The sequence below is a fragment of the Kitasatospora sp. NPDC053057 genome (assembly GCF_044546945.1).
Taxonomy (GTDB): domain Bacteria; phylum Actinomycetota; class Actinomycetes; order Streptomycetales; family Streptomycetaceae; genus Kitasatospora.
Map to the genome: position 1 here is coordinate 1 of NZ_JBITZP010000023.1, position 18,219 is coordinate 18,219.

At 71.1% G+C, this 18,219-nt stretch carries 14 protein-coding genes, 1 rRNA gene, 1 pseudogene and 1 riboswitch; of the genes and pseudogenes, 13 read left to right on the forward strand and 3 right to left on the reverse strand.

Translation table 11 applies throughout. The features are described 5' to 3' along the window. The 12 genes from rrf to ACIG5E_RS23765 all read left to right on the forward strand — a co-directional run. Positions 1 to 92 (forward strand): 5S ribosomal RNA (rrf, locus tag ACIG5E_RS23710); the annotation flags it as partial. Positions 93 to 189: 97 nt separating this feature from the next. Continuing rightward, positions 190 to 810: a CDP-alcohol phosphatidyltransferase family protein gene (locus ACIG5E_RS23715; RefSeq protein ID WP_396536341.1), complete on the forward strand. Its 621-nt coding sequence runs from the start codon at positions 190 to 192 to the stop codon at positions 808 to 810. 124 nt (positions 811 to 934) lie between these two features. After that, positions 935 to 3,430 (forward strand): sugar phosphate nucleotidyltransferase, encoded by a 2,496-nt coding sequence (locus ACIG5E_RS23720; RefSeq protein ID WP_396536343.1) that lies wholly within the window; start codon positions 935 to 937, stop codon positions 3,428 to 3,430. 190 nt (positions 3,431 to 3,620) lie between these two features. Beyond that, positions 3,621 to 4,694: a DUF881 domain-containing protein gene (locus ACIG5E_RS23725; RefSeq protein WP_396536345.1), complete on the forward strand. Its 1,074-nt coding sequence runs from the start codon at positions 3,621 to 3,623 to the stop codon at positions 4,692 to 4,694. Continuing rightward, positions 4,691 to 5,023 carry a small basic family protein gene (locus tag ACIG5E_RS23730; protein WP_030062488.1) on the forward strand — a complete coding sequence of 111 codons (333 nt, stop codon included), beginning with the start codon at positions 4,691 to 4,693 and terminating at the stop codon, positions 5,021 to 5,023. The genes ACIG5E_RS23725 and ACIG5E_RS23730 overlap by 4 nt, the downstream gene beginning before the upstream one ends. Further along, positions 5,007 to 6,080 (forward strand): DUF881 domain-containing protein, encoded by a 1,074-nt coding sequence (locus ACIG5E_RS23735; protein ID WP_396536347.1) that lies wholly within the window; start codon positions 5,007 to 5,009, stop codon positions 6,078 to 6,080. Before ACIG5E_RS23730 ends, ACIG5E_RS23735 begins: the two co-directional genes overlap by 17 nt. A gap of 226 nt (positions 6,081 to 6,306) precedes the next feature. Next, positions 6,307 to 7,185, forward strand: a complete 879-nt coding sequence (locus ACIG5E_RS23740) for an FHA domain-containing protein (RefSeq protein ID WP_396536349.1) — start codon at positions 6,307 to 6,309, stop codon at positions 7,183 to 7,185. Positions 7,186 to 7,364: 179 nt separating this feature from the next. After that, positions 7,365 to 8,060 (forward strand): MerR family transcriptional regulator, encoded by a 696-nt coding sequence (locus ACIG5E_RS23745; protein ID WP_396536538.1) that lies wholly within the window; start codon positions 7,365 to 7,367, stop codon positions 8,058 to 8,060. A 100-nt stretch (positions 8,061 to 8,160) separates the two neighbouring features. Beyond that, a complete protein-coding gene (locus tag ACIG5E_RS23750) occupies positions 8,161 to 8,637 on the forward strand; it encodes a bifunctional nuclease family protein (protein ID WP_030062493.1) in 477 nt (158 codons plus the stop codon). Between the two features lie 223 nt (positions 8,638 to 8,860). Then, positions 8,861 to 9,505, forward strand: a complete 645-nt coding sequence (locus tag ACIG5E_RS23755) for a MerR family transcriptional regulator (protein ID WP_396536351.1) — start codon at positions 8,861 to 8,863, stop codon at positions 9,503 to 9,505. Between the two features lie 99 nt (positions 9,506 to 9,604). Beyond that, positions 9,605 to 10,327 carry a vancomycin high temperature exclusion protein gene (locus tag ACIG5E_RS23760; protein WP_396536352.1) on the forward strand — a complete coding sequence of 241 codons (723 nt, stop codon included), beginning with the start codon at positions 9,605 to 9,607 and terminating at the stop codon, positions 10,325 to 10,327. A gap of 64 nt (positions 10,328 to 10,391) precedes the next feature. Next, entirely contained in the window at positions 10,392 to 11,777 is a 1,386-nt protein-coding gene (locus ACIG5E_RS23765) for a DNA polymerase IV (protein ID WP_396536354.1), read from the forward strand. A gap of 160 nt (positions 11,778 to 11,937) precedes the next feature. Here ACIG5E_RS23765 and ACIG5E_RS23770 read toward each other — a convergent pair whose 3' ends face one another. The 3 genes and pseudogenes from ACIG5E_RS23770 to ACIG5E_RS23780 all read right to left on the reverse strand — a co-directional run. After that, the gene (locus tag ACIG5E_RS23770) at positions 11,938 to 13,428 is read right to left on the reverse strand and encodes an MFS transporter (protein ID WP_396536356.1); all 1,491 of its coding nucleotides are present in this window, start codon (positions 13,426 to 13,428) and stop codon (positions 11,938 to 11,940) included. A gap of 192 nt (positions 13,429 to 13,620) precedes the next feature. Next, positions 13,621 to 14,220: a YsnF/AvaK domain-containing protein gene (locus ACIG5E_RS23775; protein WP_396536540.1), complete on the reverse strand. Its 600-nt coding sequence runs from the start codon at positions 14,218 to 14,220 to the stop codon at positions 13,621 to 13,623. A gap of 99 nt (positions 14,221 to 14,319) precedes the next feature. Continuing rightward, a pseudogene (locus ACIG5E_RS23780) lies at positions 14,320 to 14,694 on the reverse strand (PRC-barrel domain-containing protein); the annotation flags it as partial. Between the two features lie 223 nt (positions 14,695 to 14,917). Then, a riboswitch (glycine riboswitch) is annotated at positions 14,918 to 15,021 on the forward strand. 238 nt (positions 15,022 to 15,259) lie between these two features. On the opposite strand from ACIG5E_RS23780, the gene gcvP reads away from it, so the two are divergent. Continuing rightward, positions 15,260 to 18,160, forward strand: a complete 2,901-nt coding sequence (gene gcvP, locus ACIG5E_RS23785; protein WP_396536358.1) for an aminomethyl-transferring glycine dehydrogenase — start codon at positions 15,260 to 15,262, stop codon at positions 18,158 to 18,160. Positions 18,161 to 18,219: the final 59 nt, after the last annotated feature.

The following is an 18,219-nucleotide window of genomic DNA, read 5'->3' on the forward strand; positions in this document are numbered from 1 at the left end:
CGCCCGGTTACATTCCGAACCCGGAAGCTAAGCCTCACAGCGCCGATGGTACTGCAGGGGGGACCCTGTGGGAGAGTAGGACGCCGCCGAACAATTCTTCGAGAGAAGCCCCCGCCGGGTGAACCGGACGGGGGCTTCTCTGTTGTAAGGTCAACGTGCATTGTCGTGACACAGGACAGGAGGCCCCGGGTGGAGGTCCAGGAGACGCGGGTCCAGACCGATCGCGTCCTCACCATCCCCAACCTGCTGAGCATGGGCCGGCTGGTCGGCGTTCCAATTTTTCTCTGGCTCATTCTGTGGCCTGCCTTCGGCGGGCCCAAGAACGACGCTTGGGCGCTGCTGATCCTGATGCTCAGTGGGGTCAGTGACTACCTGGACGGAAAGCTCGCCAGGCGGTGGGGGCAGATCAGCCGGGTGGGGCAGCTGCTGGACCCGCTGGCCGACCGGCTCTATGTGCTCTCCACGCTGGTCGGATTGACGTGGCGTGAGTTCCTGCCGTGGTGGGTGACGGCGATTCTGCTGGCCCGGGAAGTCTTTATCGCGTCGCTGCTGCCCATGCTGAACCGACACGGTTACGGGCCGCTGCAGACGAGTTTCCTGGGGAAGGCCGCGACCTTCAATCTGATGTACGCGTTTCCGCTCCTGCTGCTGGGCGGTATCCACAGCTGGATCGCGCGGCCGGCCGAGGTGGTCAGCTGGGCCTTCATCTGGTGGGGAACCACGCTGTACTGGTGGTCGGCGATTCTTTACGCGGTTCAGGTGCGGCAGATCATCAAGGGTGCCACCGCGGGCTCGGCGTCCACAGCCTGAGACGTGATCTGAGAGAAGTCCCACGCTGCCACGGTGCGTCGGACGGGACCTTCCGGGTAGAGAACCCTCTGGAACGGTTTGATGGACCTGTTGGTCCACCACCGCGAAGGAGGACGCACCCGTAATGAAAGCCGTAGTCATGGCAGGGGGCGAGGGCACCCGACTCCGCCCGATGACCTCCAGCATGCCGAAGCCGCTGCTTCCGGTCGCCAATATGCCGATCATGGAGCACGTGCTTCGGTTGCTGAAGCGGCACGGCCTCTCCGACACCGTCGTCACCGTCCAGTTCCTGGCATCACTCGTCAAGAACTACTTCGGTGACGGTGAGGAACTGGGCATGCACCTCACCTATGCCCATGAAGAGACGCCACTCGGCACTGCGGGGAGTGTCAAGAACGCCGAGGACGCGCTCAAGGACGATTCCTTTCTGGTGATCTCCGGTGACGCGCTGACCGATTTTGATCTCTCTGAACTGATCGACTTTCACCGTAGTAAGAACGCACTGGTCACGGTCTGTCTCACCAGGGTGCCGAATCCCCTGGAGTTCGGTATCACGATCACGGACGAGGAAGGGCGCGTCGAGCGCTTCCTGGAGAAGCCGACCTGGGGGCAGGTCTTCTCCGACACGGTGAACACCGGTATCTACGTGATGGAGCCGGAGGTCTTCGACTACGTCGCGGCGGGTGAGTCCGTCGACTGGTCGAGCGACGTCTTCCCCCAGCTCCTGAAGGAGGGCAAGCGGGTCTACGGCTACGTCGCCGAGGGCTACTGGGAGGACGTGGGCACCCACGAGAGTTACGGCAAGGCCCAGGCGGACGTCCTGGAGGGCAAGGTCGACGTCGAGCTGGAGGGCTTCGAGATCTCGCCGGGCGTCTGGGTGGCCGAGGGCGCGGAGGTGGACCCGGAGGCCGTGCTCCGCGGGCCGCTGTACATCGGGGACTACGCCAAGGTCGAGGGCGGCGTCGAGATCCGCGAGCACACCGTGCTCGGCAGCAACGTGGTGGTCAAGCGCGGTGCGTTCCTGCACAAGGCGGTGGTGCACGACAACGTGTACGTCGGGCCGCAGAGCAATCTGCGCGGCTGCGTGGTGGGCAAGAACACCGACGTGATGCGGGCCGCGCGGATCGAGGACGGCGCGGTGATCGGGGACGAGTGCCTGGTCGGCGAGGAGTCGATCATCGGAGCCAACGTCCGGGTCTACCCGTTCAAGACCATCGAGGCCGGCGCCGTGGTCAACACCTCGGTGATCTGGGAGTCGCGCGGCCAGGAGCACCTCTTCGGCGTCCGCGGCGTCTCCGGCATCCTGAACGTCGAGATCACCCCGGAGCTGGCCGTCCGGCTGGCCGGTGCGTACGCCACGACCTTGAAGAAGGGCGCGACCGTCACCATTGCGCGTGACCACTCGCGTGGTGCGCGTGCGCTCAAACGGGCGATGATTTCGGCGCTGCAGACCTCCGCGATCGACGTCCGCGACCTCGAGAACGTGCCGATGCCGGTGGCCCGGCAGCACACCGCGCGGGGGAGCGCCGGCGGGATCTTCCTGCGGACCACCCCTGGGGTGCCGGACTCGCTGGACATTCTCTTCTTCGACGAGCGCGGGGCGGACCTCTCCCAGGCCGGGCAGCGCAAGCTCGACCGGGTCTACGCGCGCCAGGAGTACCGGCGAGCCTTCCCGGGTGAGATCGGGGATCTGACCTTCCCGTCCAGCGTGTTCGACTCCTACGCGGGCAACCTGCTGCGCACGGTGGACACCACCGGGGTCCGGGAGGCCGGGCTGAAGGTGGTGGTGGACACCGCGCACGGCAGTGCCGGGCTGGTCCTCCCCAGCATCCTCGGCCGGCTCGGGGTGGAGGCGCTCACCGTCTCCAGCGGGTTGGACGAGGCGCGGCCGACCGAGGACGCGGAGACCCGGCGCGCCGGGCTGGCCAGACTCGGTGAGCTGGTGGCCTCCTCGCGGGCGGCCTTCGGCGTGCGGTTCGACCCGGTCGGCGAGCGGGTCGCGTTCGTGGACGAGCTCGGCCGGGTGATCGACGACGACCGGGCGCTGCTGGTGCTGCTGGACCTGGTGGCGGCCGAACGGCGCAGCGGTCAGGTGGCGCTGCCGGTGACCACGACCCGGATCGCCGAGCAGGTCGCCGCGTACCACGGCACCCAGGTCACCTGGACCACGACGACGCCGGACGACCTCGCGAAGGCGGCCTCCGCCGAGGGCACGGTGTTCGGCGGGGACGGGCGCGGCGGCTTCGTGGTGCCCGAGTTCAGCGGGGTGCTGGACGGTGCCGCGGCCTTCGTCCGGCTGGTCGGCCTGGTGGCCCGGACCCAGCTCACGCTCAGCCAGATCGACGCGCGGATCCCGCAGGCGCACATCCGGCGCCGGGACATCGCGACGCCGTGGGCGGCGAAGGGCATGGTGATGCGCTCCGTGGTGGAGGCGGCCGGCAGTCGACGGCTGGACACCACGGACGGCGTGCGGGTGGTCGAGACGGACGGGCGCTGGACTCTGGTCCTGCCGGACCCGGCCGAGGCGGTCACCCACCTGTGGGCCGAGGGCCCGGACGACGAGGCGACCGAGGCGCTGCTGGACGAGTGGGCGGCCGTGGTCGAGGGCGCGGGGCGGTGACGGCCTGAGCGGACAAGTCTTCTGATCAGACGAGTCCCTGAACGGCGGGGCGTGCGGGCTGGTCCGCGCGCCCCGTTGTCCGTTTTCGCATCATTCGGAACAGTCCGTCACCATCCGTCGATGTGTGCGGCGTGTGTGCAGCTCAGGGGCCGTGCGCGGGCCCCTCGGCCGTCATGGGACGATGGTCCGCATGCCAGCGACGCCGACGCCGAGTGCCCCGAACGGACGGTACAACCGCCCGGACGCCTCGATGTCCCTGCTGACCAACGTGATGGACCACAGCCTGGACGAGGGCTACGCCGAGGCGGCCGCGGCCCGGGGCGGTGAGCACGACAGCCGGATACCCCGGACCCTGCGGGGTCTGCTGACGCTGGGCGCCGGGCTGGCGCTGGTCGGAGCGGTGGTGACGGTCGGCGCGGTGAACGCGCACAAGGCGGAGCCGACACTGGCCAAGGAACGGGACGCGCTGATCCACCGGATCAACGACAGCAACGGCTCGGCCGACCACCTCCAGAAGGAGGTCCAGGACCTGCGGCGCAAGGTCGACGACACCCAGCAGCAGGCGCTGGCCTCCGGGGACGGAGGGGCGGCCGGTCTGACCGACCAGGTGGGGCTGGGGGAGGTCACCGGGCCCGGGGTGAAGCTGGTCCTGGAGGACGCCGCCGGCACCGGGAGCGGGGGCAACGTCGATCCGCGGGCCGGTCAGGGGTTCTCCAGCAGCGGCCGACTGCGCGACCGCGACCTGCAGCTGGTGGTGAACGGGCTGTGGGGATCCGGAGCGGAGGCCGTCTCGATCAACGGGCAGCGGCTGACCGCGCTTTCGGCGATCCGGGCGGCGGGCGAGGCGGTGCTGGTGGACAACCGGCCGCTGGTGCCGCCGTACAACATCCAGGCGATCGGGGACGGGCCGAAGCTCCTCACCGCCTTCGAGAACGACATGGCCGGGCAGTACCTGCGGCTGCTGGAGGAGAAGTACGGCATCAAGTCGACGCTCTCCGCGCAGAAGAGCCTGACGCTGCCGGCGGCGGTGGGCGTGACGCTGCGGACCGCCCAGCCGGTCACCCCCGAGCCCTCGCCCACGGCGACTCCCTCGGCCGTCCCGACGCCCGGCCCGAGCGGGACCCCGTCGGGTGGCCCGGGAACCTCGGAGAGCCCTGGAGCGTCCGTTTCACCATCCGCGACCGGCGGCGGACCGACCGCGAAGCGGCGTCCGACCGCCGGATCCACCAAGACCACGACAGGGACAGGAGCAGCTAGACCGTGATTGCCGTACTGGGTCTCGTGATCGGGGTGGTCGTCGGCCTCTTCGTCCAACCCGAGGTGCCCGACGCCGTCGTGCCCTACCTGCCGATCGCGGTGGTGGCGGCCCTGGACGCGGTGTTCGGCGGCGTCCGGGCGATGCTGGACGGGATCTTCAACGACAAGGTCTTCATCGTCTCGTTCCTGTCGAACGTGGTGGTCGCGGCGCTGATCGTCTTCCTGGGTGACCAGCTGGGCGTCGGCTCGCAGCTGTCCACGGGTGTGGTCGTCGTCCTCGGCATCCGCATCTTCTCCAACGCGGCCGCGATCCGGCGCCATGTCTTCCGGGCCTGAGCCGGGCCGCGAGGCGGCGAAGGAGGAGAAGAAGAAGGCGGAGGCGCCGGTGGTCGAGGAGACCGCTGCGGAGTCGGCGGAGGAGGAGTCAGTTCCGCAGGAGCCGGAGGCGGCCGAGCCGGTCGAGGAGGCCGCCGAGGCCGAGGCGGAGCCGGAGGAGTCTGACGCTGAGGCTGAGCTTGAGGCCGCGCCGGAGGAGCCGGAGCCGTCGGTATCGCTCGTGAAGGCGGCTGAGCCCGAGCGGGAGCCGGTCGAGGTCGAGACCGAGGCCGTCGAACCGTCGGAAGCCGCCGAGCCGGAGGCCGCCGAGGAGGCGTCCGTCGTGGACCGGAACGCCGGTCGGCGGCGGTTGCAGGCGGCGCTGTGGCCGCCACGGCTGTCGCGCGGGCAGCTGGTGGTGGCGCTGCTGCTGTTCTCGCTCGGCCTGGCGCTGGCGATCCAGGTGCGCTCGACCAACGACCACCACAACCAGCTGCGCGGGGCCCGGCAGGAGGACCTGGTCCGGATCCTCGACGAACTGGACAGCCGTCAGCAGCGTCTCCAGCAGGAGAAGGCGGAGCTGGAGCAGTCGCTGGCCAAGTTGGAGAACAGCTCCAACCAGGCCAAGGAGGCCCAGGAGCAGACCAGGAAGAAGATGACGGAACTGGGTGTGCTGGCCGGTACGGTCAAAGCCACAGGTCCGGGCATCGTACTCACGGTCGACGATCCCCAAGGGCTGGTGAAGGCAGATATGCTGCTGGACACCCTGCAGGAACTTCGAGCGGCGGGGGCGGAGGCGATTCAGATCAACGATGTGCGCGTGGTGGTCAACACCTACTTCACCGACCTGTCGGGCGGTGGGGTGCAGATCGACGGGAAGAAGGTCTCGCAGCCCTATCGGTTCACCGTCGTGGGGAACCCGCAGGATCTGACGCCGGCGCTGAACATCCCGGGAGGCGTCGTCCGTACTCTTGAGAGCCACCAGGCGCGGGCGACGATCACCCAGCAGCAGAAGGTGGTCGTCGACGCCCTCGTGGACCTGAAGACGCCGCAGTACGCCAAGCCGGCTTCGAAGTGACGGGGCGCTCGACGAACGGCCCGTCACGGGCGGGCGGCACCCGGTGCGGGGCGCCGTCGTCGCGTGGGAGAGACTGGTTCGCACCAGTACGCTCCGTAGCACCAACCGCAGCAACAACCGTCGGAGTACCACTCCAGCAGGCCCGGGCCGCAACCGGGCCCGCAGCCAGTCCGAGGTTCTCACCCTGCCCCGCGGGCGGGTCTGTCACACGCAAGGGGATTCGCCCGTGAGTTTCTTCTCGAAGTTGTTCGGTCGCAACAAGGGCCGTGACGCCGCCGCCGTCGAGGCGCCGACCGCGCGGCACCGCCGGGCGGAGGACGAGCCCGCGGTGCCGGGCATGCGTCCCGCCCCCGAGGCCGGAACGTACGCCGGACAGCAGCTGTACCGGGACGCCGCGGCCCAGTACGCGGGGAATCCGGCGGGCTACGGCGCGTCGGTTGATTCCTCCGGCGACCCGCGCATAGGTTTCCCGTCAGGACCCTCAACCTCTGGTGGAGGGTTTGCATCGGACCCGTACGCCGGGCACAACCCGTCGGGTGTGCCGCGCCAGGAGGCTGTGAACATGGCTGGCCCCACTCCGTGCCCCAGGTGCGGCAACCAGAACCCGGCCGCGGCCCGCTTCTGTTCCAACTGCGGCACCGCGTTGCGCGGCGGCCTGCTGCCCGAGGGGGCGGCGGAGACCACGTCGACCATCTCGATCTCAGGCCTGGAGTCCTACGACCCCTCCGCCACGACCGGTACCGGTACCACGCCGGCGCTGTCGGCCGAGGTGCTGTCGGCGATCGACGCGCTGCCGCCGGGCTCGGCCCTGCTGATCGTCCAGCGCGGCCCGAACTCGGGCAGCCGGTTCCTGCTGGACTCGGACGTCACCACGGCGGGTCGTCACCCGCAGGGTGACATCTTCCTGGACGACGTCACGGTCTCCCGGCGCCACGTGGAGTTCCGCCGCACTCCGGCCGGCTTCAGCGTCGCGGACGTGGGCAGCCTGAACGGCACCTACGTCAACCGGGAGCGGATCGACGAGGTGCCGCTGAACAACGGCGACGAGGTGCAGATCGGGAAGTACCGGCTGGTGTTCTTCGCCGGCCACAACCGGGGGTACTGAAACCAACATCGGCAGGAGCCCGAGTGAATACGAATACCCCTTCCTCTTCTCTCGGGGCGGCCAACCCTGCGTCATCGTCCGGTCCGCAGGCGGACCGGGGCGGGCGCGGGGTGGTCGCGGGCCCCAGGCAGCCGGTCCGGCCGGACCGGCCCGGCGGGCGGCGGCGCGGCGGTGACGAACTGCTGAGCATCGGCGCGGTGCTGGCCTTCCTGCGGGACGACTTCCCCGAGGTGACCATCTCCAAGATCCGCTTCCTGGAGGCGGAGGGGCTGGTCGAGCCGCAGCGCACCCCGTCGGGGTACCGCAAGTTCAGCCCCTCCGACGTCGAGCGGCTGGCCTACGTGCTGCGGATGCAGCGGGACCACTACCTGCCGCTGCGGGTGATCCGCGAGCACCTGGACGCGATCGAGCGCGGTGAGGCCCCGCCCGCGCTGCCGTCCGCGGCCGACACCCGGCCCGGGCCGCTGGAGGAGGCCGACCGCGAACTGGTGGCCTCGGCCGACGTCGCGTCCGGGGTCCGCCTGGGGCGGGCCGAGCTGCTGGCCGCGGCCGAGGCCGGCGAGCGGGAGCTGGCCGAGTGGGAGGCGTACGGGCTGGTCGCGCCGGGCCCGGACGGCGGGTACGACGGGGAGGCGCTGCAGGTGGCGCGGCTGGTCGCCGAGCTCGGCCGGTACGGCCTGGAGCCGCGGCACCTGAGAGCCATGAAGGCGGCGGCGGACCGCGAGATCGCGCTGGTGGAGCAGGTGGTGGCGCCGCTGCGGCGGCACCGGAACCCGCAGACCCGGGCGCACGCGGAGGCCACCGCGCGGGAGCTGGCGACGCTGTCCGTACGGCTGCACGCGGCCATGGTCCAGGCCGGTCTGCGCACCCGCTGACAGGCCCCGGAGCGTCCTCGGCGTGACCGGTGCACCGCGCTGACCAGCGGCGTCGGCCCTGCGCTTTCATATCCGGGGTCGGAGCCATAGGGTTGCCTGTGTGAATGAGCTCGACGTCGTGGGTGTCCGAGTGGAGATGCCTTCCAACCAGCCGATCGTGCTGCTTCGGGAGGTCGGGGGAGATCGATACCTGCCGATCTGGATCGGCCCCGGCGAGGCGACCGCGATCGCCTTCGCCCAGCAGGGCATGACTCCGGTGCGCCCGCTGACGCACGACCTGTTCAAGGACGTCCTGGAAGCGCTCGGCCAGCAGCTCACCGAGGTCCGGATCACCGACCTGCGGGAGGGCGTGTTCTACGCCGAGCTGGTTTTCGCCGGGGGGGTCGAGGTGAGTGCCCGGCCGTCCGACGCGATAGCTCTGGCCCTGCGCACCGGCACGCCGATCTACGGGAGCGAGGAAGTGCTCGCCGAGGCGGGCATCGCGATCCCGGACGAGCAGGAGGACGAGGTCGAGAAGTTCCGCGAGTTCCTCGACCAGGTGTCGCCCGAGGACTTCGGCGGCGGCGGTCCGCAGTAGTGCGGACGGTTCGGTCAGCTCTTTAGCGTGCCGTTTTGCCAAAAAACGTCCATCTACCCACACTAGGGGCACGAAAAACCACTCTCCTGAGTGATGTGGTTTGTCTGGCCCGGCGTGGCGATCGTTGACGGGTCATAGGGGACTGCCTACCGTCAGGAGTGGCTGTCCGGGTGGCCGATGCCCGCAGTCGGGTTGCCCGCAGCACGAGCGGACGGAGGTAGGCATGAGCAGCACCGGCGATGACGCGGCCGTGGGAGGCCTGTGCGCCGTGCACATGCCGCGCACCGCTCGCACCGTATCGGACCTGCCCAGGATGAGCAGGTTCCCGGCCGTACAGCCGGGCCAGCCCGCGATCGAGCGGCTGGCCCCGACGTCCGAACTGCTCGGTTTCCGCGGCCCGACGGCCTGTGCGGCGGCCGGCATCACCTACCGCCAGTTGGACTACTGGGCCCGCACCGGCCTGTTGGAGCCCAGCGTCCGGACCGCGTACCCGGCGCCCAGTCAGCGGCTCTACAGCTTCCGCGACGTGCTGCTACTCAAGATCGTGAAGCGGCTGCTCGACGCGGGCGTCTCGCTGCAGAACATCCGGGTGGCCGTCGCCCATCTGCAGTCCGCCGAGCAGGCCGACCTGACCGGGCTGACCTTGATGTGTGACGGTGCGACGGTGTACGAGTGCATCACGCCGCAGCAGGTGGTCGATCTGCTGAAGGGCGGTCAGGGGGTCTTCGGCATCGCGGTGGGGGCGGTCTGGCACGAGCTGGAGCTGACCCTCGGACGGCTGCACGCGGAGCGGACCGACACCGGCGAGACGCTGGTGGGGAACGATCCGGCGGACGAGCTGGCGCAGCGGCGCAACCGGGCGGTCTGACGGAGCGGTCGTTTCGACGGGGCCGTGGCCCGGGACGGGGAACCGTTCCGGGCCACGGCCTCGTCGTGTTGCCTGGTGAAGCGATCGAGGGAGGGGCACGTGGAGGCCGGCACCGGGATATCGGAGTTGCTGCGGCGTCGGGCCGGGGGGCTGCGGGCGCGACTGCGGGAGCGCCGGACGCAGCGCAGGGTGTTCCAGGTGACGACGCTGCTGTGTTCGCTGGCGCTGGCGCCGAGCGCCTGGCTGTGGCTCGCGGCGGGAGACCGGGTGGGCACGGTGGAGAGCGCGCCGTCGGCGTCGGTGGCGGTGGTCTTCGGCGCCGGGCTGGACCAGGGCAGGCCATCGCCGTACCTGGAGCACCGGCTGGTGGCGGCCCTGGACCTGTACCGCGAGGGCAAGGTGAAGGCCATCCTGGTGACCGGGGACAACGGGCGGATCGAGTACGACGAGCCGGACGCGATGTACCGGTACCTGACCGAGCACGGGGTTCCGGGGGACCGGGTGGTCCGGGACTACGCGGGCTTCGACACCTGGAACTCCTGCACCCGGGCGCACCGGATCTTCGGGGTGGACCGCGCGGTGCTGGTCAGCCAGGACTTCCACGTCCGGCGGGCGCTGGCGCTGTGCGAGGCGGCGGGGATCCGCTCGTACGCGGTCGGCGTGCCGGAGCCGCACGACACCACCTGGCTGTACGGCGGGCTGCGGGAGGTCGCCGGGGCGGGCAAGGCGGCGGTGAACGTCTGGCTGCGGCCGGACCCGGTGTTCCTCGGGCCCAAGGAGGACGGCATCCCGAAGGCGCTGGCGGAGGCCGCGAAGCAGTAGCGCCGGGCGCGGGGCGTCGGCCGGGGTCGTACGCACTGTCGGACCCGTGCGCGATGATCGGCGGGTGCGATCTCTGCCGAGCATCATCCACCTCGACATGGACGCCTTCTTCGCGGCGGTGGAGCAGGCGGCCAAGCCCAGCCTGCGCGGGAAGCCGGTGATCGTCGGCGGGCTCGGCGGGCGCGGGGTGGTCTCCACGGCCTCGTACGAGGCGCGGAAGTTCGGGGTGCACTCGGCGATGCCGATGGCGCAGGCGCGGCGGCTGTGCCCGAACGCGGCCTTCCTGACCGGGCGCTTCGAGGCGTACCGGCAGAACAGCGAGATCGTGATGGGACTGCTGCGCGAGCTGTCGCCGCTGGTGCAGCCGCTGAGCCTGGACGAGGCCTTCGTCGACCTGGAGGCCGGTCCGTACGGCCCGGTGCTGGCGGAGACGGACCACGAGACCGGGGAGCGTCTGGTGCTCGCCCTGGCGGAGGACCTGCGGGCGGACATCCAGCGGCTCACCGGGCTGACCGGCTCGGTGGGGGCGGCGGGCTCCAAGCTGATGGCGAAGATCGCCTCGGAGCAGGCCAAGCCGGACGGGCTGGTGCTGATCGAGCCGGGGCAGGAGCGGGCGGTGCTCGGCCCGATGCCGGTCCGGGCGCTGCCCGGGATCGGGCCGGCCACCGAGCAGGTGCTGCGGCGGGCCGGGCTGATCACGGTGGCCGATCTGGCGGAGGCGGGGGAGGCGGAGCTGGTCCAGTTGCTCGGGCGGGCGCACGGCGCCGGGATCTTCCAGATGTCGATAGGGCTGGACGAGCGGCCGGTGGTGGCCGATCAGGACGCCAAGTCGGTCTCGGTGGAGGACACCTACGAGGTGGACCTGGCCGACCGGGACCGGGTGCTGCGCGAGGTGGAGGCGCTGGCCGGCCGCTGCGTGCGGCGGCTGCGGGCGGCCGGGCGCTCGGGGCGGACGGTGGTGCTCAAGGTCCGGCGGTTCGACTTCTCGACGCTGACCCGCTCGGAGACCCTGGGCGGGCCGACCGACGACGAGGCGGTGATCACCGCGACGGCGCGGCGCCTCGCCGAGCAGGTGGACATCACCGGTGGGGTCCGGCTGCTCGGGGTGGGCGTGGCCCAACTCGCCGACTACACCCAGGAGGACCTGTTCGCGCAGGCGCTGCGGGAGGAGGCGGCGGAGCACGCCGAGGCGGTCGAGGCGGCGGAGGCCGAGGAGGAGCCGGAGGAGCCGGTGGTGCGCCGCTGGATGCCCGGACAGGACGTCCACCACGCCGAGTTGGGGCCGGGCTGGGTGCAGGGCAGCGGGGTCGGGCGGGTGACCGTGCGGTTCGAGACGCCGTGGAGCGGGCCGGGGCGGGTGCGGACCTTCGCGGTGGACGATCCGGCGCTGGAGCCGGCCCGGCCGCTGCCGCTGCGCAAGGCCGAGGAACCCGGCGAGGAAGGGGCCTGAACCGGGGGAAGGGGCCCGGAACGCGGAACGGCCCCACCCGGTGGAAGTACCGGGTGGGGCCGCATACCGTGCCGGGCTCCGGACGGTCGTGATGCCCTCGCGACCGAGTGGAGACCGGGCCCGCGCGTCCTGTCCCTGAGCGCGCGGGCCGGACGCCTCGTCAGGCGTCGGTCTTGGCCAGCTCGGGGCTGGAGTCCTGCCGGGCCGAGCCGCCGGCGACGGTGGTGGCCGTCTTGACGCCGCGGATCAGGAAGGGGACGGCGCCGGCGATGACGCAGACGACGGCCGTGGTCCAGAACGCGTGCTTGTAGGCGTCCAGGGTGGGCAGCACCACGGGGAGCTTGATCGGGAACTTCATGGTGTCGCCGGTCAGGATGGCGGTCATCACGGCGGTGCCGATCGCGCCACCGACGGTGCGCAGCACGGAGTTCATGCCGTTGGCGATGCCGCTCTGCTCGACCGGGACGGCGCCGTTGATGAAGGCCGGCATCGCGGCGAAGGCGAGGCCGATGCCGAGGCCGAAGATGGCGGAGGCGGTGTAGATGTCGCCCTCGTGGCTGTGCCGCAGGGCCAGGTAGGCCATCGAGATCGCACCCAGGACGCCACCGAGGACCAGCGGCAGGCGCGGGCCGCGGCGGGCGATCAGCAGGGCGCCGACCGGGGCGGCCACCATCGAGCCGATGGCGGACGGCAGCAGCATCACACCGGCGTGCAGGACGGTCGCGGTGAAGCCGTAGTGGGCCAGCTTCTCCGGGGTCTGGGCGAAGTTGCTGATGACCATGAACGAGCCGTACATGCCGAAGCCGATGAGCAGGCCGGACAGGTTGGTGAAGGCCACGGCCGGGCGGGACATCATCTTCAGGTCGACCAGCGGGTGCGAGACCTTGGTCTCGATGACGCCCCAGACCAGGGCCACCACGGCGGCGACGGCGAACAGGCCGAGCGTCTTGGTGGAGGTCCAGCCCCAGTGGTTGCCCTGGCTGACCGCGACCAGCAGGGCGGAGAGCCAGGCGGCCAGGGTGATGGCACCGAGCGGGTCGGCGCCGCCCTCCTTGTCGGTCACCGGGTCGGTCGGGACACGGAAGGCGACCAGGGCGACCGCGATCAGGCCGAAGATCAGGCCCATCCAGAAGATCGACTTGTAGTTCCAGTGCTCCAGCAGCAGGCCGGTCGCGACCAGGCCGAGGCCGGAGCCGACGCCCATCGAGGCGCTGATGGCGGCGACGCCGCCGGTCACCTTCTGCTTGGGCAGCTCGTCGCGGACGATGCTGATCGCCAGCGGCATCACGCCACCGCCGGCGCCCTGCAGGACGCGGGCGACGACCAGCCAGGTGAAGGAGTGGGTGCTGACCGCCAGGGCCGAACCGGCGACCAGACCGGCCAGCGAGATCAGCAGCATGGGCTTACGGCCCCGGAGGTCGCCGAAGCGGCCCAGCAGGGGAGTCAGCACGGCGGCGGACAGCAGGTTGGCCGTCATCAGCCAGGTGATGTTGGAGCCGGAGACGTCAAGTTCCTTGGCCAGCGAGGGCAGGATCGGGACGACCGCGGTCTGTACCACGCTGAACGACAGCATCGCCAGGATGAGGGCCGGCAGGACCCGGGCGTTGCTCTGCTTCTCGGCCGCGATGGTGGGCTGGGGTGCCTCACTCACGGTTGCTTCCTCCCGTACATAGTGAATGAACTGAAGTAACTCTGCCGGTAGATACTTCAGACTGTCAAATATCGAGCGGTTAAGGTTTGGCAAAGGTGAAGGGTTCGCCTGCGGCGGACCGGGGGATCGCGGGCACGGCAAGGGCCCCGGACCTGGTCCGGGGCCCTTGGGCAGAGCTGTCGGGTGACGAGATCAGACCAGGGGGCGGAGGGCGGAGGGGCGGGAGCCGTCGGCGGGCGGGGTCATCGAACCGTTCGTCGAGTTCGGCGTGGTGGCGACGGTGGGGGTGTTGTCGCAGACCTCGACGTTTTCGCGGCGGAGCTCGTCTCGGACCACCTCCTCCTCGGTGTACCGCTCGACCACCAGGCGGACCCGCTCGATCGCGGCCAAGTACTTGCGGACCACCGGCCGCTCCTCACGGAGCGTGACCACTTCCACCGCCTCGGCGATCCCCTTCTTGGTCAGCGAGGCGCGCTCGGCGTCAGTGACCGGAATCCGCTCCACCCGGACCCGCTCGCGGACCACCGGGATGCGGCGCTCGACCTGCTCGCTGGTCACGTACTTGCGCAGCTTCGCGGTGCCCAGGACGTGCCACTCGGTGGTGATGTCCAGCCGCTCCTCGCGGCAGGTGATCTCGACCGGGTCGCTGGGGGCGGAGGCGTCGGCGGTGTCGGCCGGGGTCGAGGTCGGGGCGGTCGGGGTCGAGGTCGGGGCGGTCGAGGTCGGGGCGGAATGCGGCTTCGGCTCGAAGGCGTGGGTGGGGGCCGGGGCGGGGGTGCTGAGGGTTTGCACGTGGGCCTCCGTGGCAGTGGTGGTGGTGGCGGTGGTCGTCGGGCCGGGTTCGGGGGCGTGGAAGGCGAGCGGTTTGGCGGCCGGGGTGGCCGACGTGGTCCCGAAGTCGAGGTCGGGCTGGGCGGCCCGGCCGGGCTCCCCGGCGGTCGGGCGGCCGTCCGGCGAGGTGTCGAGGCCGTAGTAGCGGTAGAGCTGGAGCTCCTGGGCGGGCGACAGGTGCTGGCCCACTCCGAAGTCGGGCGAGTCCTTGACCAGGGACTTGTCGTAGGGCACCCGGAGCTCGTCGCCGGAGAACTCGCTCGTGGTGAGCGGGACGAAGGCGTCCCGGCCGAAGATGCCGGTGCGGACGGCCGCCCACTCCGGCTGCCCGGTGGCGTCGTCCAGGTACACCTCGTCGACCGTGCCGATCTTGTCACCGTTGCGGTCGACCGCCTTGTGGCCGATGAGGTCGCGAGGGTCGATGTCGGTCTGCACGCTTTCCTCCAGTGCGCTGCGCCTGCGGAACTCCCGCAGATCGGCGACCGGAGCACCCGTCCCGTCCGCCACTTCACACCAAAAGGCATGAATCGGACGCACGCGAGCGGGGTGCGGCCGGACGGGGCGGCGGTGGGCCGTCCGGGGGACGCGCGTAGACCTCAAGTGACCCGACGCACCCGTGATCGGAAGGCCTCCCGCTGGTACCCTGGGCGGCGACCGCCGAGCCCGCTCGGGAGAGTCCCCGACAGCGAAAACCGCTGGTCGGGGCGCCGAAGGAGCAACTCCTCCCCGGAATCTCTCAGGCATCCGTACCGTGCGGGATAGGTCACTCTGGAAAGCAGGGCAGGACCGTCGGCGCGGGAGCCGGCGATCACCACCCTCACCGACGGTGCAAGCCGACGGAGCGCCACAGCGCGCCGTGCGGGCGAAGCTCTCAGGTCCCGATGACAGAGGGGGAGGCCTTTCGGGTCCGTCCGCCCAGGCCGGTCCGCTGTTCCGCAGCGGCGTTGGCCGGCCGGCGTGCGTACCCCCGCCGGTCCGTGACCAGGAGGCCTCGACCACCATGAACGCCCAGCCGAACGCGGGACGCCCCATCAGCGCCTCGACCCTCACCGAGCTTGAGCTGGCCAGCCCCTTCGAGAACCGCCACATCGGCCCCGACGCCGCCGCGCAGGAGAAGATGCTGGCGTCCGTCGGCTACGGCTCGCTGGACGAGCTCGCCGCCACGGCCGTTCCCGAGGCCATCCGCTCCATCACCGCCCTGGACCTGCCCGCGGGCCGCAGCGAGGCCCAGGTCCTCGCCGAGCTGCGCGAGCTGGCCGACCGCAACCAGGTGCTCCAGCCGATGATCGGCCTGGGCTACTACGGCACCTTCACCCCGCCGGTGATCCTGCGCAACGTCATGGAGAACCCGGCCTGGTACACCGCCTACACCCCGTACCAGCCGGAGATCTCGCAGGGCCGCCTGGAGGCGCTGCTCAACTTCCAGACCCTGGTCTCCGACCTGACCGGCCTGCCCACCTCCGGCTCGTCGCTGCTGGACGAGGGCACCGCGGCCGCCGAGGCGATGGCGCTGGCCCGCCGCGTCACCAAGGTCAAGGGCGGCGTCTTCCTGGTCGACGCCGAGACCCTGCCGCAGACCATCGCGGTGATCAACACCCGGGCCGTGCCGACCGGTGTCGAGGTCGTCGTCGCCGACCTGTCCGAGGGCATCCCGGCCGAGATCGCCGAGCGCGGCGTCTTCGGTGTGCTGCTGCAGTACCCGGGCGCCACCGGTGTGGTCCGCGACCTCGCCCCGGTGATCGAGCAGGCGCACGGGCTGGGCGCGATCGTCGCCGTCGCCGCCGACCTGCTGGCGCTCACCCTGCTCAAGTCCCCGGGCTCGCTCGGCGCCGACATCGCCTGCGGCACCTCGCAGCGCTTCGGCGTGCCGATGGGCTTCGGCGGCCCGCACGCCGGCTACCTGTCGGTGCGTGCCGAGTACGCCCGCTCGCTGCCCGGCCGCCTGGTCGGCGTCTCCGTCGACGCCGACGGCAACCGCGCCTACCGCCTGGCGCTGCAGACCCGCGAGCAGCACATCCGCCGCGAGAAGGCCACCAGCAACATCTGCACCGCCCAGGTGCTGCTCGCCGTGATGGCCTCGATGTACGCCGTCTACCACGGCCCGGACGGCCTGGCCGACATCGCCCGCCGCACCCACCGCTACGCCGCCGCTCTCGCCGAGGGCCTGCGGGCCGGCGGCGTCGAGCTGCTGCACGGCGAGTTCTTCGACACCGTCACCGCCGTCGTCCCCGGCCGCGCCGCCGAGATCGCGGCCGCCGCCCGCGCCAACGGCATCAACGTGTACCAGGACGGCGAGGACCGGGTCTCGGTCTCCACCGACGAGACCACCACCCGCGAGCACCTGGCCGGTGTCTGGGCCGCGTTCGGCGTCCCCGCGGTCGAGGTCGCCGAGGCCGCCGACGCGCTGCCGGCCGCGCTGCTGCGCGAGGACGAGTACCTGACCCACCCGGTCTTCCACAGCCACCGCTCGGAGACCGCCATGCTGCGCTACCTGCGCCGCCTGTCGGACCGCGACTACGCGCTGGACCGCGGCATGATCCCGCTGGGCTCCTGCACCATGAAGCTCAACGCCACCACCGAGATGGAGGCGGTGACCTGGCCGGAGTTCGGTCAGCTGCACCCCTTCGCGCCGGTCGACCAGGTCGCGGGCTTCCTGACCCTGATCCGCCACCTGGAGCAGCAACTGGTCGAGGTCACCGGCTACGACGCCGTCTCGATCCAGCCGAACGCGGGCTCCCAGGGCGAGCTGGCCGGCCTGCTGGCCGTCCGCGCCTACCACCACGCCAACGGCGACACCCAGCGCGACGTCTGCCTGATCCCGTCCTCGGCGCACGGCACCAACGCCGCCTCCGCGGTGATGGCCGGCATGCGCGTGGTCGTGGTGAAGACCCTGGTCGACGGCGACGTGGACGTCGAGGATCTGAAGGCCAAGATCGAGCAGCACCGCGACAACCTCTCGGTGCTGATGGTCACCTACCCGTCGACCCACGGCGTGTACGAGACCCAGATCACCGACATCTGCGCCCTGGTGCACGAGGCCGGCGGCCAGGTCTACGTGGACGGCGCCAACCTGAACGCCCTGGTCGGCCTGGCCAAGCCGGGCAAGTTCGGCGCGGACGTCTCGCACCTCAACCTGCACAAGACCTTCTGCATCCCGCACGGCGGCGGCGGCCCGGGCGTCGGCCCGGTCGCGGTGCGCGCCCACCTGGCGCCGTACCTGCCGAACCACCCGCTGCAGGAGGAGGCCGGCCCGGCCACCGGTGTCGGCCCGATCTCGGCCGCGCCGTGGGGCTCGGCGGCGATCCTGCCGATCTCCTGGGCGTACGTCCGGCTGATGGGCGGCGAGGGCCTCAAGCACGCGACCCAGGTCGCGGTGCTGAACGCCAACTACATCGCCAAGCGCCTGGCCCCGCACTTCCCGGTGCTCTACACCGGCCCGGGCGGGCTGGTCGCGCACGAGTGCATCATCGACCTGCGCCCGCTGACCAAGGAGACGGGCGTGACAGTGGACGACATCGCCAAGCGCCTGATCGACTACGGCTTCCACGCGCCGACGATGTCCTTCCCGGTGGCCGGCACGCTGATGATCGAGCCGACCGAGTCGGAGGACCTGCACGAGATCGACCGGTTCTGCGACGCGATGATCGAGATCCGCGGCGAGATCGACAAGGTCGGCTCGGGCGAGTGGGCGGCCGACGACAACCCGCTGCGCAACGCCCCGCACACCGCCGCCACGCTGGCCGGCGACTGGGCGCACGGCTACTCGCGGCAGGAGGCGGTCTTCCCGGCGGGCGTGAACCCGGCGGACAAGTACTGGCCGCCGGTGAGCCGGATCGACGGTGCGTACGGCGACCGCAACCTGGTCTGCTCCTGCCCGCCGCTGGACGAGTACGGCGTCTGATCCTGATCGGACGGGGATGAGGCAGAGCCCCGGCGGAACGTTTCCGCTGGGGCCCTGCC

What these genes read in the sequence shown, in the direction of transcription:
- ACIG5E_RS23720 (WP_396536343.1), top strand. Translation starts at nt 935, where the DNA reads ATGAAAGCCGTAGTCATGGCAGGGGGCGAGGGCACCCGACTCCGCCCG.
- ACIG5E_RS23725 (WP_396536345.1), top strand. Translation starts at nt 3,621, where the DNA reads ATGCCAGCGACGCCGACGCCGAGTGCCCCGAACGGACGGTACAACCGC.
- ACIG5E_RS23735 (WP_396536347.1), top strand. Translation starts at nt 5,007, where the DNA reads ATGTCTTCCGGGCCTGAGCCGGGCCGCGAGGCGGCGAAGGAGGAGAAG.
- gcvP (WP_396536358.1), top strand. Translation starts at nt 15,260, where the DNA reads ATGAACGCCCAGCCGAACGCGGGACGCCCCATCAGCGCCTCGACCCTC.
- ACIG5E_RS23755 (WP_396536351.1), top strand. Translation starts at nt 8,861, where the DNA reads ATGAGCAGCACCGGCGATGACGCGGCCGTGGGAGGCCTGTGCGCCGTG.